Raw genomic sequence first — 14,837 nt, 5'->3', positions numbered from 1 at the left:
AAACAGAGATCTATGTGAACGTTTACCGTGTGATGTGTATCATCTGCGAACCGAGGATGATATCACGCGAGGTCAGGACCACGAGGTAACTTCCCGCGGCGGAGGCCCCGGCCCCGAACCACTGTATGATGTGTGCGCCCGCGCCGAGCTGTCCGCGCTCGATACGGCTCACAAGTTCCCCTGCCTGTGTGTACACGGAGATAAACACGGGTGCGGGATCCTCGAGCTGAAAGCGGATGTCGATGGGACCGGTCCCGCGCATGTAGGGATTCGGCGACACGACCACCGGGCTCGCCGGCGCGGAGGATTCGTTGCGCACTTCCACGATGGTGGAGATGGTGGCGCGGCCATCTCGATCTATTTCTTTGAGACGATAGTAGAACGGACCGGCCGCCTCGCGCGAGTCGACGTCGGTGAACTCGTACGAGCCGGGTGTGTTGCTGCTTCCGCGGCCGGACACGAAGCCGATGCGGATCCACTCGCGGCGGTCGCCCGATCGTTCGATGTCAAAGCCGAGGCAGTTCGATTCCGATACCGTGGTCCATGCAAGTTCGGTGCCCTCGCGGCTGCGGCGTGCCGAAAATGCGGTGAGTTGGACGGGAAGGGATCCGTTCTGAATATTCGAGAACGTTGCGGTGGAGAGTGTCGCAAAATCCACCGTACAATTGCTGCCGGCACATGCTGCAAAGTCCTTGTTGATGCTCTGCGAGCTGGTGGATGTGCCGTAGCTGAGTTTGATGGGTGTGTTGTCCGTGATCGGCGGCTGCTGCGGATTCAGTGACGCACCGTAGATACACGTGACGTAGGTGAGGACGCAGATCGGAACCTGGAAGTCCACATAATAGTGTGTCGTACCGGCCACCGCGCCGTAGCGCATGCCGGTGGGATGCGGCGCATACACGTTGATATGTTGCGCACCGTCGGGAGAGTTGACAAAGACGTAGTCGTCGGCACCGCCCGAGGGCATACCGTTGATACCCACGCTGCACATGTGCACGTTGGAGGCGTTGTACACTTCCACTATCCACATGTACTGTGCAAATCCGCGCTGCCCTGAGGGATCACCCTCCACCTGCATGCGGAAATACGCGTTGGTTCCATCGCTGGCGACAAGCACGGAGGGTGGTGCGTTGGTGGCGTCGAAGATAAGGTCGGTCGATGTTGGATTTTCGTCCGACCCGTCCTGGATGTAGGTCCCCGCGGAATAGCGGTACCCCACCCAGCTCGCGTTGATCCAGTTGCCCGCCGTCCATCCCGTACACATCGTCCCGCATTGGGCGTGCATACGGGCGGTCGGAACACAACCGGTAAGTATGTATGTGAACACAAAAATGGTAGCCAATTTTATCTTCATCGAAAACTCCTGCATTGGAATGTTTCTGCAAGAGTCTTCGGTAGCAATCCACGTGCCGACATTTCAGGGCACTGTGAATGCAAGACTTAGACCACAGGAATATTCGGCACGAGCGGCTATGCGGCAAAAACTGCATACCGCGGCACTCCCTTCTTCAAAGTGTGCAGAACGGAAATATCCATCCGACGGCGGACCCGGCAGTGCCCGTGCCGCGCGTTGCGGAATGCGCTGGCCGAGCGTTCCGAGTGGAACGACGGCGATGGGACGGAAGAGCGCAAAGCAAAGCGACCCCCTAGCCGCCGTCGGGACTGGATACGTTCAAATGTGTACGAGTGGGTGATTGGGCGCTGATGCCCGGCGTCGGGCGCACTTCCCACAGGCGAAAGTCGAGGCACCGACTCGCGAGTGTATCACGGGGAAAGCACCAATACGGAAAGACGCAATCAGGCGCTGAAATGTACAGCAATTATTCCCGAAAAGCGAATCGTTATTCTTTTTCATAACTTTTTGCAGGGTCGATGCGGAAGGCGGGTCTGGATTCTGAATCCGTTCTTGTCCATTTTAGAACCCATCCATTCATCAACGGGAAACACAATGCCCGCACGATCATCCGAACCATCCGCGCATGAATTTCGGCGCGAACTCGGCCTGACCGCCTCGACGATGCTTGTTATCGGGTCGATGGTGGGATCGGGCATCTTTATTGTCAGCGCGGATATTGCCCGCACAGTCGGCAGTCCGGGGTTGCTGCTGCTTGTCTGGATCATCACCGGCGTGGTCACGCTTATTGCCGCGCTGAGCTATGGCGAGCTGGCGGGCATGATGCCGCGCGCGGGCGGACAGTACGTGTACCTGCGCGAGGCCTACAATCCGTTTGTGGGTTTCCTGTACGGGTGGACGCTGTTTATGGTGATCCAATCCGGCACCATCGCCGCGGTGGCTGTGGCCTTTGCGAAGTTCACGGCGGTCTTTTTCCCGGGTCTCGGCGAGAAGGTTGTTGTCCTCACTCTTTGGGGCCGCGGCATTACGGCGGCGCAGCTTGTCGCCGTGGCGAGTGTGCTCGTTCTCACATGGATCAACATGCGCGGTGTACACGAGGGCAAGCTTGTGCAGGTGGTCTTTACCGTTGCGAAAGTTGCGGCGCTTTTTGTGCTCATCGTGCTCGGTTTGACCGTGGCCGTGAATGCCGACGCCCTGGCCGCAAACCTCTCCGGATTCTGGGACGGCGTGCAGGTGACGGTGGGCGCGGACGGCCTGACCCACGTGCCTCTCAGCGGTGCCGCGGTCATTGCCGCGATGGGTGTGGCGATGGTGGGATCGTTGTTTTCGTCGGATGCGTGGAACAACATCACCTTCACCGCGGGCGAGGTCATCAATCCCAAACGCACGATCCCCCTGAGTTTGGCTATGGGCACGGCCGTTGTGACGCTGCTGTATCTGCTCGCCAACGTCGCCTATCTCGCCCTGCTCCCGCTTGCGGGCAGTCCCGACGCCGCGGATGCGGCGGGGCGCGGCATACAGTTTGCGCTGTCGGACCGTGTAGGCACCGCCGCCGCAAGCATCATCTTCGGCGCGCCCGCCGAATATCTCATGGCCGCACTCATCATGGTCTCGACGTTCGGCTGCAATAACGGACTCATACTCGCCGGAGCGCGCGTGTCGTACGCCATGGCGCGCGACGGACTCTTTTTCCGCGGCGCGAGCCGGCTCAACGACAGGGGTGTCCCCTCGGCAGCGCTGTTGGTGCAGGCGGTGTGGACCAGTCTGCTCTGCCTCTCCGGCTCGTACGGTGAACTGCTCGATTACGTCGTTTTTGCCGTGCTGCTGTTCTACATGCTCACCATCGGGGGCATCTTCATCCTTCGGCGCACGCGGCCTGATGCCGAGCGTCCCTATCGCGCCTTCGGCTATCCCGTGCTCCCCATCCTGTATATCGTCATCGCCGGCGCCATTTCCATCGATCTGCTCGTGTATAAGCCCGATTATACCTGGCCCGGACTGCTGATCGTCCTCCTCGGCGTCCCCGTCTATTTTCTCTGGACCCGTTTCAACCGGCCCGCCCCCGAAAACCACTGAGTCCGGCTCCTCCCGGGAATTTTCCTCGCCCGTGTGTGGTTCTTGATGATACAATCTTGACTCTTTTGTACAGATTGTTTTACGTTGCATGTATCATAGAGCGACCACATCCCCGAACGGCCTTTGATGAGCACCGACGAACAGACTTTGGAAGAACTAACCGGATCCGAATACAAGTACGGATTCGTGACGGACATCGATTCGGATGTCATCCCGAAAGGGCTCAACGAGGATGTCGTCCGTCTGATATCCCGGAAGAAACAGGAACCGGAATGGCTGCTCGAATGGCGTCTGAAGGCCTTCTGCCGTTGGCAGGAGATGGTGGAGCCGACCTGGCCCAACGTCACCTATCCTCCGATCGACTATCAGGACATCAGCTACTACTCGGCGCCGAAGGAGAAGGATCGCCCGAAAAGTCTCGACGAAGTCGACTCCGAAATCCTGAAGACCTACGAGAAACTGGGCATCCCTTTGCGCGAGCAGGAAATGCTTGCGGGTGTGGCGGTGGACGCGGTGTTCGACAGCGTGTCCGTGGGCACAACGTTCAAGGAAAAGCTCGGCGAGCTGGGCATCGTGTTCTGTTCGTTTTCGGAAGCCGTGCGTGAACATCCCGAATTGATACGCCGTTTTCTCGGCTCCGTCGTGCCCGCGTCGGACAATTACTTCGCGGCCCTGAACTCGGCGGTGTTCAGCGACGGTTCCTTTGTGTACATCCCGAAGGGTGTGCGCTGTCCGATGGAACTCTCCACATACTTCCGCATCAACAGCGCCGAGACCGGCCAGTTCGAGCGCACGCTCATCGTGGCCGACGAAGGCGCGTATGTGAGTTATCTCGAGGGCTGCACCGCGCCGATCCGCGACGAGAACCAGTTGCACGCGGCGGTGGTGGAACTCGTGGCACTCGACGACGCCGAGATCAAATACTCGACCGTGCAGAACTGGTATCCCGGCGACAAGGACGGCAAGGGCGGCATCTACAACTTCGTGACCAAACGCGGCAAGTGCGCGGGCATCAACTCGAAGATCTCGTGGACGCAGGTCGAAACCGGCTCGTCGATCACGTGGAAATATCCGAGCTGCATCCTGCAGGGCGATAATTCCGTGGGCGAATTCTATTCGGTGGCCGTGACAAACAACCGTCAGCAGGCCGATACCGGATCGAAGATGATACACATCGGAAAAAACACACGCTCGACCATCGTCTCGAAAGGCATCTCGGCCGGACGGAGCCAGAACACGTACCGCGGACAGGTGAAGATCATGAAAAGCGCCGAGGGCGCGCGCAACTTCTCGCAGTGCGACTCGATGCTCATGGGCGACGCCTGCGGCGCGCACACCTTCCCCTATATCGAAGTGATGAACCACACCGCGCAGATGGAGCACGAGGCCACAACCTCAAAAATCGGCGAGGATCAGATCTTTTACTGCAACCAGCGCGGCATCTCGACCGAAGACGCCGTGAACATGATCGTCAACGGCTTCTGCAAGGAAGTGTTCCGTGAACTGCCCATGGAATTTGCCGTCGAAGCGCAGAAGCTGCTCGGCATCAGTCTGGAAGGCAGCGTCGGATAGCGGGACGAGGAGATAGGAGATAGGAATTAGGAACTAGGAGCTAGGAACGCAGAACGTAGAATGTAGAATGTAGAAAGTAGAAACTCAGATACACCGATACACCGATAGACCGACAAACCGACACCTTGAACAAAAAAGACATCATGCTTCTCGAAATCAGAAATCTCCACGCCTCGGTTGAGGGCAAGAACATTCTCAAGGGCATCAATCTCTCCGTGAACGCGGGCGAGGTACACGCCATCATGGGACCGAACGGATCCGGCAAAAGCACACTGGCGAATGTTCTCGCGGGCCGCGAAAACTACGAGGTGACGGAGGGCGAGATTCTCTTCCGCGGCCAGAATCTGCTGGACATGGCTCCCGAGGACCGCGCGCGCGCGGGCGTGTTTCTCGCCTTTCAGTATCCGGTCGAAATTCCCGGCGTCAGCAACACGTATTTCCTGAAGGCCGCGCTGAACGCGGTGCGCAAGGCGCGCGGACTCGAGGAATACGACGCGGTGGATTTCCTGAAGCTGATCCGCGAGAAGATGAAGCTTGTGGAAATGGATCAGTCGCTGCTGAACCGTCCGGTGAACGAGGGCTTTTCGGGCGGCGAGAAGAAGCGCAACGAGATCCTGCAGATGGCGGTGCTCGATCCCCTGCTGAGCATACTCGACGAAACCGATTCGGGCCTCGACATCGACGCGCTGCGCATCGTGTCGGAAGGTGTGAACAAGCTGCGTTCGAGCGAAAACGCCTCGATCGTGGTCACCCATTACCAGCGCCTGCTCAACTACATCGTGCCCGATTACGTGCACGTGCTGTTCGACGGGCGCATCGTGCAGTCCGGCGACAAGACCCTCGCGTACAAGCTCGAGGAACTCGGCTACGACTGGGTGCGTGAGCCCGCCGACGCCGCGCAGGGCGCGTGAGGCAGGGGATGAAGACCATGACAGCAGGCACTCTGGAACATTACATCGCGTCTTTCCGCGACATCGAGGAGACGCGCAACGGCGGATCCGATCCCGCGCAGCGCGCCGCGCGGCGTGAGGCGATGGACCGCGCGGCGGCGCTCGGCTTCCCGACGCAGCGGCACGAGGAATGGCGTTACACCAACCTGTCGGCCGTACTCGACACCGCCTTTGCTCCCGCGGCCGCGCGTGAAACGCCGGATCTTGAGGCGCGCGCCGCGGCGGCGCTCGCGACATTCACCTTTATCGGAGAATCGGATCCGTTGCTCGTTTTTATTGACGGTCGCCACGCTCCCGCGCTCTCGCGCGCCGTGCGCGCGGAGAGCGCGCGGGCGGAGTCGGCGGCGGGGATACCCGCGAGGTCCGGCGGCGCCGGCGCGCGCGGCGTGTTCGCCGAACTCAACGAGGCCTTTGTGTGCGACGCGGCCGTGCTGCGCGCGCGCGCCGGCGCCGCGTTCGAGACGCCCGTCACGACCGTGTTTTTCTCGTCGGCCGACGACACCCCGCGCATGAGCGCGCCGCGTGTCTCCATCATTGCCGAGCGCGGCAGCGCCATCGACGTGATCGAGGTGTACGCGTCACTCGGCGACGGTCCCGCCTTCACCAACGCGGTCACCGACATCGAGGCCGCCGAGGACGCCTCCGTGCGCCACACGCGCCTGCAGATCGAGAACAGCGCCGCGCGCCACATCGGCGGCACCTTCGTCGTGCAGCGCAACGGCAGCTCCGTCGCCACACGTGTCGTCACGCTCGGCGGCGCGCTGACGCGCAACGACGTCTCGACCGTGCTCGACGGCGAACACTGCGAGGCCGTGCTCGAGGGACTCACGGTCGCGCGCGGCACGATGCATGTGGACAATCACACGCGGCTCGACCATGCGCGCCCGTCGTCGCACAGTCTCGAGCGCTACAAACACGTGCTCGACGACACCGCGCGCGCCGTGTTCAGCGGACGCATCCTCGTGCGCGAACACGCCCAGAAAACCGACGCAAAACAATCCAACAACACGCTCCTTCTCAGCCCGGGCGCCGTTGTCGACGCGAAACCCCAGCTCGAAATCTTCGCCGACGACGTCAAATGCACACACGGCGCCACCGTCGGACGCCTCGACGGCGACGCGCTCTTTTATCTGCGCTCCCGCGGCATCGGCGAGGAGCATGCGCGCGCCATCCTCACACTCGCCTTTGCCGATGAGCTTCTCGCGGGAATCCCCGGCGAACCGCTGCGCGGCTGGCTGCACGAGGCCATTCACGAACGCCTGCGTCCCCAGGCCTGATTCCCTCCCGCCATGACCCCCTCCCGCTTTTCCTCCGACCTGCTCGCCGAGAGCCCCGTGCTCGCCTTCGATCCCCACGCGGCGCGCCGCGACTTTCCCATACTCGGCGAACTGGTGCACGGCCGTCCCCTCGTCTATCTCGACAACGCGGCATCGACGCAGAAGCCGCGCTCGGTGATCGACGCGATCAGCGACTACTACGAGCACCGCAATTCGAACGTGCACCGCGGCGTGCATCACCTGAGCCAGGTCGCCACCGCGCACTACGAGGCCGCGCGCGAGCGCGTCCGCTCCTTCCTCAACGCCCGCAGCGCGCACGAAATCGTCTTCACGCGCGGGACCACCGAGAGCATCAACCTCGTCGCGCACAGCTTCGGCCGGACCATGGTGGGCGAGGGCGACGAGATCATCCTCTCGACGATGGAGCATCACTCGAACATCGTGCCGTGGCAGATGCTCTGCGAGGAAAAAGGCGCCCGGCTCCGCGTGATTCCCATTACGGACGAGGGCACGCTGCGTGTCGAGGAATACGAGAAGCTCTTTACACCGCGCACAAAACTCGTCACCATCGTGCACGTCTCCAACGCGCTCGGCACCGTCAATCCGGTGCGCGAGATGATACGCGTCGCGCACGACCGCGGCGTGCCCGTGCTCGTGGACGGCGCGCAGTCGGTGCAGCATTTCCCCATCGACGTGCAGGACCTCGACTGCGACTTCTTCGTGTTCAGCGGGCACAAGATCTACGGACCCACGGGCATCGGTGTCCTGTACGGAAAGGAGGAGTGGCTCGACCGTCTTCCACCCTATCAGGGCGGCGGCGACATGATCCTCTCGGTCTCCTTCGAGAAGACGGTCTACAACCATCTGCCCTACAAATTCGAGGCGGGCACGCCCGACATCGCGGGCGCCATCGGGCTCGGCGCCGCCATCGACTACCTGCGCGCCTTCGATCTCGAAGCGCTCGTCACGTACGAACGCGACCTGCTCGCCTACGCCACCGCGCGCCTGTCGTCGGTGCCCGGACTCCGCATCATCGGGACGGCCCCCGAAAAAGCGAGCGTGATCTCGTTCATGCTCTGCGCGATTCACCCGCACGACATCGGCACGATTCTCGACCAGCACGGCATCGCGGTACGTGCGGGCCACCACTGCGCGCAGCCCACGATGCAGCGTCTCGGCATTCCCGCCACCGCGCGCGCATCCTTTTCCTTCTACAACACCAAGGACGATGTCGAGGCGCTCATGCGCGCCATCGACCGTGTTCTCGAGGTATTTGCATGAACGACGACGTGCGCGACCTCTATCAGGAGGTCATTCTCGATCACAACAAGAATCCGCGCAACTTCGGCACGATGGACGATGCGGAGGTGCGCCGTGAAGGATACAATCCCCTCTGCGGCGACCACTACACGTTTTTTCTGAAGACCGATCACGGCACCGTCACCGACCTCCGTTTCGAGGGCACCGGCTGCGCGATATCGAAGGCCTCGGCCTCGATGATGAGCGCCGAGGTGAAGGGCAAGTCCAAGGCCGAGGTCGAGCGGCTCTTCCAGCTCTTCCACGACATCGTCACGGGAAAGATCGACGCGCTTGATCACCTCGACGAACTCGGCAAACTCGCGGCCTTCGGCGGCGTATCGGAATTCCCGGCGCGTGTCAAATGCGCGACTCTCGCGTGGCACACGCTGCGTGAAGCGCTGGCCGACGCGGCTGCGCGGAATGACGCCGCGACTTCGACGGAGACTCAGGGATGATACACGCCACCCAATCCTCTTCCCACTTCGCTCTTCCCTCTTCCCCCGACCGCTTGCGGACGGAGAAGGGCGACCCACGCTCAGGAGCGGACCACCTATGAACGACACAACGCAATCATCGCTCGACGAACTCGACGACCGTGTCGTCGATGCGATCAAGACCTGCTTCGATCCGGAGATCCCGGTGAACATCTACGACCTGGGTCTGATCTATCAGATCCGCGTCAAGGCCCACGGCCAGGTTGCGATCCGCATGACACTCACATCGCCCAGTTGCCCCGCGGCGCAGTCGCTCCCGAACGATGTGCGCGAGAAAGTAATGCTCGTTCCGGGTGTGACCGACGCCACGGTCGACGTGGTCTGGGATCCGCCCTGGACACCCGCGCGCATGTCGGAATCCGCGCGCCTCGAACTCGGATTTTTTTAAACTCACGCACTGAAGAAAGGAAACATACATGTTCGACAATCCCATCCGCACGCCCCGCGGGCCGCTCTACGACTCGGCCTCCGTACAGCCGATGCGCGACGAACTCACCTACGTCGGCTTCGAGGAGCTGTTGACGCCGGCCGACGTCGACGCGGCCGTGCGCGACACACAGGGCACGCTGCTCGTCATGCTCAATTCCGTCTGCGGCTGCGCCGCGGGAAGCGCGCGTCCGGGCATCACGGCGTCGCTGCAGAACAGCATCATTCCCGACCGCTTCGTCACCGTGTTTGCAGGCATGGAACGCGACGCCGTGGACGCGATGCGCGCGCATTTCACGGGCTACGCGCCCTCGTCGCCCAACATCGCGCTGCTGAAGGACGGCAAGGTCCTGTTCATGATGCAGCGCTACGATATCGAGGGCCGCACGGCCGAGGAGATCGACGCCTACCTGCGCGCCATGTACGCGCGCCATTGTACACGCACGGGTCCCTCCATCTCGAAGGAAAAGTACGACGAACTCGAACACGCGCGCATCTGTGGTTCGAGCATTCCCCGCATGAATTGACCGGCGCCACGTGATCAACAGTGTGAGCGGACAGCCGCGCGGCGCACACGCGCCCGCGGCAGCGCCGCGATCGACAGCATACCAGCACACACACCCATGAAATTCTCGTCACAGGAAGAGTACGGACTGCGCTGCCTCCTGCAGCTTGCTCGGCGCGGCGGCACCGGCGCAGGCCTCACCATCGGCGAAATATCGCGCGAGGAAGGCCTCTCCGCCGCCTATGTCGCAAAACTCATGCGGCTGCTGCGCCTGGGTGGATTCGTGGACAGCGTCCGCGGACAGGAGGGCGGCTATTCGCTCTCTCGTCCGGCGGACTCCATACTCGTCAGTGACGTGCTCATCGCTCTCGGCGGCAAGGTGTACGAGCACGACTTCTGCGAGCATTATTCCGGCACCGAGGACTCGTGCCTGCACACGGTCTCCTGTTCGATACGCCCTCTCTGGCGGCGCGTGCAGGAGGCCATCGACACGGCCCTGCGTGGCCTTACGATCGCCGATCTCCTTCCGTCACGTGATGTTGTGTCCATCACGCTCGAGCGAATCGAGCAGGCGTGAGGACTTTGACGGATGGATGATGAGACGATTGGACGATTGGACGATTAGACGATTAGACGATGGATTTGATGCGAAGAGATTGTGTGAAGAGTCTCCGTTTCCTCCGTTCCTCCTGTGAAATCACTCGATAAGGAAGCGCACAGTCATGACTGCACTGATGAAGGCCGTGAAGGCGAATGAAACGGATACAGTACGCAAGCTTATCGCAGGCGGCGCCGATGTAAACGCGCTCGAAACAAACGGCGACGCGCCGCTCGTGATGGCGGCCTACCTCGGTCACACCGGCATCATGTCGCTGCTCCTCGAGGCGGGCGCCGACGTGGGCGCGCTCGATCCGGGCATGAAAGCCACCGCCCTGCATGCGGCGGCCTATGCCGGACACGCGGCGGCCGCGCAATTGCTCGTTGAACACGGCATCGAGATCGACAGGCAGGGACCGTACAACGGCTACACCGCCTTGCACGATGCCGTGTGGCAGAACAACGTCGATGTGGTGCGTGTGCTTGTGGCCGCGGGCGCCGCGCTCGACATACGATCACACGAGGGCCAGACACCTCTCGATTTTGCGCGCGCAAAAAAACATCGCGAAATCGTGTCGATGCTCGAAGACGCAGCGAAGGATTAAACGACGCGGCCCGCGCCAGACAATGGGCGCGGGCCGTGACACACACACCGGAAGCGGGCCGACCCGCGCGTCCCGGCTTACGCCTTTTTTATCAGACGCGCGCCGAAGGCACCGTCCATGCGGTGACGATGCGGCAGGGTCTCCATGAATCCCTCGGCGCTGACAATCTGCGGCGAGAGATACTTGCGCGCGTCGTCGACCTCGAACTCGGGATGCCGCTCGAGGAACGACTTTATCTGCCACGCGTTTTCCTCGGGCTCGATCGTGCAGGTGCTGTAGAGCAGCACGCCGCCCGGACGTACAAGACGCGCCGCGTTCTCGAGCACCGCCCGCTGTATGGCCACAAGACGCGGGATGTCGTCGGACTCGCGCTTCCATTTGATGTCGGGCTTTTTGCTCAACACACCCAGGCCGCTGCACGGGGCGTCCACCAGCACCTTGTCGGCGGGCGGAAGATCGATGTCGGTTGCGTCGCCCTCGACGTACTCGAGGATGTCGGCGCCGAGGCGTTCGGCCGACTGGCGTACCAGATTCAGGCGCGTCTCGTACTTGTCGATCGCAACGATGCGGCCTTCGGTCTTCATGAGTTCCGACGCGTGCAGCGCCTTGCCGCCGGGGGCGGAGCAGAGATCGTACAGCGTGTCGCCCGGCTTGGGATCGAGCAGGCGGCCCACTAGTCCGGCGCTTTCATCCTGCACGGTGAAATGTCCCTCGATGAACATCTTCGTCTGCCGGATGTTCGGCAGATTCCGCACCGTCACATAGTTCTCCATGTGAAAGCAGCGGCGGTAGTCGATGCCCAGCTCGGCAAGTTCGTTGATGAAGGCCGTAAAATCGATGCGCCGCGGATTGTGGCGCAGCGTGAGGAAAGGCCGGATGTTGTTGGACTTCAGCAATGATTCGGTTCCCTCGAAACCGAAACGCGCGAGCCAGCGGCGCACCACCCACGCGGGATGGGAATGCACCACCGAGAGATACTGCAGCTCGTCGTTTGTCGCGAGCGGGTAGCGGATGTTTTCGATATTGCGGGCGATGTTGCGCAGCAGGCCGTTGATGGTGTCGGCCAGCTTCTGTCCGCGGTATTTCTTCACGAACTCCACGGCCTCGTTGACGGCCGCGTGATGCGGGATGCGCGTGAGGAAGAGGATCTGGTACAGGCCGACGCGCAGGGCGTTGCGCACGTTCGGCACAACCTTCGAATACTGGCCGTGATAGAAGCCGGTCAGCACCCAGTCGAGTTTCGACATGTTGCGCAGCACGCCGTGCACGAGTTCGTTCAAGAGGCGCTTGTCGAGCGGATTGAAGTCGTTCGCGTTCATCTCCGCGTCGAGCAGCTTGTCCAGGTACGCGTCGGTGCGCTCGACACGTGTGAGGATCTTGACCGCCGTTCCCCTGACGCCCTTGTAGAGATCCTGGATTTCTTCGAAGTCGGATTCCATTGCGTTGCCCGCCATGTGTGGTGTGTGTGTCTTCAGTGTGATGTGTCAGCGCTGCTGCGCGGTCCGTACGAATGCGCGGTGCAGCAAGTCCCGCTCCGTGTCGGTGAACGTGATGCCGCGCCGCGCCATGACGGTCGCCGCCACGGCGGCGCAGCGGTCGAAGGCGTATTCGGTCAAACCGTCCGAACCGCCCCAGGAAAAATTCGGTATGTACTTCGGGGGATAGCCGCCGCCGAACACGTTCGCCGCGACGCCGACGCTGGTCCCCGTATTGAACATGGTGTTGATGCCGCACTTCGCGTGGTCGGCCATCACGGTGCCGAGGAACATGGTGCCCGTGTCGTGCTCGTGTCCTTCGAGAGTCATGCGCACGGGTCCGTACGTGTTCTTCAGATCGCTGGTGTTTGTGTCGGCGCCGAGATTTGTCCACGCCGCGAAGTACGAATGCCCGACAAACCCCTCGTGCTGCTTGTTCGCGAACGAGTGGAAGATGCTGCCCTCGATCTCGCCGCCCAGCTTGCACTGCTCGCCCGCGGAGGTGCCGCCGTAAATTTTTGCGCCGATCTTTACACGCGTGCGCGGACCGATGTACGCGGGTCCGAGCAGCACCGCCTGATGCATGATCTCGGCGTCGGTATCGATCAGCACCGGACCCTCGCCCGCGTCGATCACCACTCCTTCGCCGATGCGCGCGCCCGGAGCGATGTACACATTGCCCGGCGCAAGCAGGCGCGCCGATTCCGCAATCCGCGCCATGCCGTTCATGGTGCCGACGGGAAAGTACTCCGCATCCGCGCGCAGCATGTCGGCATTCCGCGCGATCAGGTCCCAGGGCCTGCGCGCCATGGACACGCCTGCCAGTGTCAACGCTTGAGTGTCGCCGGCGGACACAGCCGCGCCTTCGCGCAGGGCGGCGCAGAGCACACGCGCGCGCGCGCCTGTCGAAGCCGCATACCCCGCGACACTGCCGTCGGACGCGAAAAACACCGCGTCGCCTCCGATCACGCCGCGTATCGTGTCGAAATCGTCACGCTGGAACAGCGCGGATCCGCTGAGAAACAGCGCGGGCTCATCCGCGTCTTCGTTGACACGAAGCTGTGTCCGCTCGCGCAGCGCATCGGCCACGTCGTCCCTCGCGACAAGCAGCCACCGTGCGTCGGGGAAGGCCCGCCGTGCGCGCTCGCGCGCTGTGAAGATGCCGCAACGCACATCGAAGGCCGCCTGCAAGTGCGTCAGAGGCAGCATCGTGTTGTTCGGAACATCTTCGTACAGGACAACCAACATGTCGTCAGTCCATGAAAAGGTGCAGATATCTGTCGGGATGAGATAAAGATGAAAAATACATGCATTATCCGGTCTGGTGCAAGACGTGCGACGATTCTCTCGCGATCAATCATCCACGCCGCGCGCGCGCAGATACGTGCCCGAAGAGCGGCGACGCGGAGTGACGCGGCGCACTCCGCCTCCGTTCCGGCCCATGAAACAAGGCGCGCGCGCCGTTGCGTGGGGACAAATAAAAAAGGTGTTTCTACGCGAAACACCTTTTGTACTATCGATTCGCCGTCGATTATTTCTTCGGCGCCGCTCCGAGCACTGCGTCCTTCGCCGCTTTCGCGATGCGGAACTTCAGCGTCTTCTTGGCCGGAATCTTGATCGATTCGCCGGTGGCCGGGTTGCGGCCCGTGCGCGCCTTGCGATTCACGACGACGAGCTTGCCGAGGCCCGGGAACGTGAAGGATTTTTTGGCCTCCTTGTACGAGAGCGCCGTCAGTTCCGCGAGGAACATGTCCGCCGTCTTCTTCGGCAGGTCGAGCTTCGCAGCGAGGTGGTCCACAATCTGCTTCTTGGTCATGGGCTTTGCTTCTTTTGCCATGAGCTCCTCCTTGATGGAATGTGGTAGGGGGGATGTGACTTACAAAAGGCGTGAGCAACATACTACTTTTTTCAGGGGAAGGCAATCACAAACACAGCCCGCGAATTCTTTTTTAGTCAATGTTTATAGGGATACTGTGTCAGTCCGTGGCTCTTGACTCCCGTCTGCTTGGTCCTCATGGCCGTGTGAGGATACAGGAGGAAGGAGACAGGAGACAGCACTGTGTCGATTCGTGGCTCTTGACTCCCGTCTGCGTGGTCCTCATGTCCGTGTGAGGATACAGGAGGAAGGAGACAGGAGCCGGCACTGTCGCGATTCGTGTCTCGAGACTCCCGTCTACTTGGTCCTCATGTCCGTGTGAGGATGCAGG

The 14,837-nt window shown here is 61.6% G+C and carries 14 protein-coding genes; 10 read left to right on the top strand and 4 right to left on the bottom strand.

Annotated features, from left to right (window positions below; genetic code table 11):
* Positions 1 to 22: 22 nt before the first annotated feature.
* Positions 23 to 1,354, bottom strand: a complete 1,332-nt coding sequence (locus tag HY962_14560) for a hypothetical protein (GenBank protein ID MBI5648151.1) — start codon at positions 1,352 to 1,354, stop codon at positions 23 to 25.
* A gap of 594 nt (positions 1,355 to 1,948) precedes the next feature.
* Between HY962_14560 and HY962_14555 the strand changes: the two genes are divergently transcribed.
* The 10 genes from HY962_14555 to HY962_14510 all read left to right on the top strand — a co-directional run bounded on the left by HY962_14555 (position 1,949) and on the right by HY962_14510 (position 11,155).
* On the top strand, positions 1,949 to 3,430 hold the full coding sequence (locus HY962_14555; GenBank protein ID MBI5648150.1) for an amino acid permease: 1,482 nt from the start codon (positions 1,949 to 1,951) through the stop codon (positions 3,428 to 3,430).
* Positions 3,431 to 3,556: 126 nt separating this feature from the next.
* Positions 3,557 to 5,002: a Fe-S cluster assembly protein SufB gene (gene sufB / locus HY962_14550; protein MBI5648149.1), complete on the top strand. Its 1,446-nt coding sequence runs from the start codon at positions 3,557 to 3,559 to the stop codon at positions 5,000 to 5,002.
* Positions 5,003 to 5,145: 143 nt separating this feature from the next.
* Positions 5,146 to 5,913, top strand: coding sequence for a Fe-S cluster assembly ATPase SufC (sufC, locus tag HY962_14545; GenBank protein MBI5648148.1), 768 nt, complete (start codon positions 5,146 to 5,148; stop codon positions 5,911 to 5,913).
* 17 nt (positions 5,914 to 5,930) lie between these two features.
* Positions 5,931 to 7,229 carry a Fe-S cluster assembly protein SufD gene (gene sufD / locus HY962_14540; GenBank protein MBI5648147.1) on the top strand — a complete coding sequence of 433 codons (1,299 nt, stop codon included), beginning with the start codon at positions 5,931 to 5,933 and terminating at the stop codon, positions 7,227 to 7,229.
* A 12-nt stretch (positions 7,230 to 7,241) separates the two neighbouring features.
* Complete coding sequence (locus HY962_14535; GenBank protein MBI5648146.1) at positions 7,242 to 8,510, top strand: cysteine desulfurase; 1,269 nt, start codon at positions 7,242 to 7,244, stop codon at positions 8,508 to 8,510.
* On the top strand, positions 8,507 to 8,983 hold the full coding sequence (locus tag HY962_14530; protein ID MBI5648145.1) for an SUF system NifU family Fe-S cluster assembly protein: 477 nt from the start codon (positions 8,507 to 8,509) through the stop codon (positions 8,981 to 8,983). The genes HY962_14535 and HY962_14530 overlap by 4 nt, the downstream gene beginning before the upstream one ends.
* 97 nt (positions 8,984 to 9,080) lie before the next feature.
* Positions 9,081 to 9,410 (top strand): SUF system Fe-S cluster assembly protein, encoded by a 330-nt coding sequence (locus HY962_14525; protein MBI5648144.1) that lies wholly within the window; start codon positions 9,081 to 9,083, stop codon positions 9,408 to 9,410.
* Positions 9,411 to 9,438: 28 nt separating this feature from the next.
* On the top strand, positions 9,439 to 9,975 hold the full coding sequence (locus HY962_14520; protein ID MBI5648143.1) for a BrxA/BrxB family bacilliredoxin: 537 nt from the start codon (positions 9,439 to 9,441) through the stop codon (positions 9,973 to 9,975).
* A 96-nt stretch (positions 9,976 to 10,071) separates the two neighbouring features.
* Positions 10,072 to 10,530: an Rrf2 family transcriptional regulator gene (locus tag HY962_14515; protein ID MBI5648142.1), complete on the top strand. Its 459-nt coding sequence runs from the start codon at positions 10,072 to 10,074 to the stop codon at positions 10,528 to 10,530.
* 145 nt (positions 10,531 to 10,675) lie between these two features.
* Entirely contained in the window at positions 10,676 to 11,155 is a 480-nt protein-coding gene (locus HY962_14510; GenBank protein ID MBI5648141.1) for an ankyrin repeat domain-containing protein, read from the top strand.
* 77 nt (positions 11,156 to 11,232) lie between these two features.
* On the opposite strand, the gene rsmB is transcribed toward HY962_14510, so the two are convergent.
* The 3 genes from rsmB to HY962_14495 form a co-directional block, all read right to left on the bottom strand.
* A complete protein-coding gene (gene rsmB / locus HY962_14505) occupies positions 11,233 to 12,594 on the bottom strand; it encodes a 16S rRNA (cytosine(967)-C(5))-methyltransferase RsmB (protein MBI5648140.1) in 1,362 nt (453 codons plus the stop codon).
* A gap of 45 nt (positions 12,595 to 12,639) precedes the next feature.
* Positions 12,640 to 13,878 carry a hypothetical protein gene (locus HY962_14500; protein ID MBI5648139.1) on the bottom strand — a complete coding sequence of 413 codons (1,239 nt, stop codon included), beginning with the start codon at positions 13,876 to 13,878 and terminating at the stop codon, positions 12,640 to 12,642.
* Between the two features lie 283 nt (positions 13,879 to 14,161).
* The gene (locus HY962_14495) at positions 14,162 to 14,467 is read right to left on the bottom strand and encodes an HU family DNA-binding protein (protein MBI5648138.1); all 306 of its coding nucleotides are present in this window, start codon (positions 14,465 to 14,467) and stop codon (positions 14,162 to 14,164) included.
* Between the last annotated feature and the right edge of the window lie 370 nt (positions 14,468 to 14,837).

The sequence above is a fragment of the Ignavibacteriota bacterium genome, assembly GCA_016218045.1.
Classification (GTDB): domain Bacteria; phylum Bacteroidota; class Ignavibacteria; order SZUA-365; family SZUA-365; genus JACRFB01.
Note: the sequence above shows the minus strand (reverse complement) of the source record. Positions and strands in the feature narration are given on the sequence as shown.

Bases quoted from the DNA above. Each gene is read 5' to 3' on its own strand.
- HY962_14535 (MBI5648146.1), top strand. From the start codon at position 7,242: ATGACCCCCTCCCGCTTTTCCTCCGACCTGCTCGCCGAGAGCCCCGTG.
- HY962_14515 (MBI5648142.1), top strand. From the start codon at position 10,072: ATGAAATTCTCGTCACAGGAAGAGTACGGACTGCGCTGCCTCCTGCAG.
- HY962_14510 (MBI5648141.1), top strand. From the start codon at position 10,676: ATGACTGCACTGATGAAGGCCGTGAAGGCGAATGAAACGGATACAGTA.
- HY962_14555 (MBI5648150.1), top strand. From the start codon at position 1,949: ATGCCCGCACGATCATCCGAACCATCCGCGCATGAATTTCGGCGCGAA.
- HY962_14530 (MBI5648145.1), top strand. From the start codon at position 8,507: ATGAACGACGACGTGCGCGACCTCTATCAGGAGGTCATTCTCGATCAC.
- rsmB (MBI5648140.1), bottom strand. From the start codon at position 12,594: ATGGAATCCGACTTCGAAGAAATCCAGGATCTCTACAAGGGCGTCAGG.
- HY962_14500 (MBI5648139.1), bottom strand. From the start codon at position 13,878: ATGTTGGTTGTCCTGTACGAAGATGTTCCGAACAACACGATGCTGCCT.
- sufB (MBI5648149.1), top strand. From the start codon at position 3,557: ATGAGCACCGACGAACAGACTTTGGAAGAACTAACCGGATCCGAATAC.
- HY962_14495 (MBI5648138.1), bottom strand. From the start codon at position 14,467: ATGGCAAAAGAAGCAAAGCCCATGACCAAGAAGCAGATTGTGGACCAC.
- sufC (MBI5648148.1), top strand. From the start codon at position 5,146: ATGCTTCTCGAAATCAGAAATCTCCACGCCTCGGTTGAGGGCAAGAAC.
- sufD (MBI5648147.1), top strand. From the start codon at position 5,931: ATGACAGCAGGCACTCTGGAACATTACATCGCGTCTTTCCGCGACATC.
- HY962_14525 (MBI5648144.1), top strand. From the start codon at position 9,081: ATGAACGACACAACGCAATCATCGCTCGACGAACTCGACGACCGTGTC.
- HY962_14520 (MBI5648143.1), top strand. From the start codon at position 9,439: ATGTTCGACAATCCCATCCGCACGCCCCGCGGGCCGCTCTACGACTCG.
- HY962_14560 (MBI5648151.1), bottom strand. From the start codon at position 1,354: ATGAAGATAAAATTGGCTACCATTTTTGTGTTCACATACATACTTACC.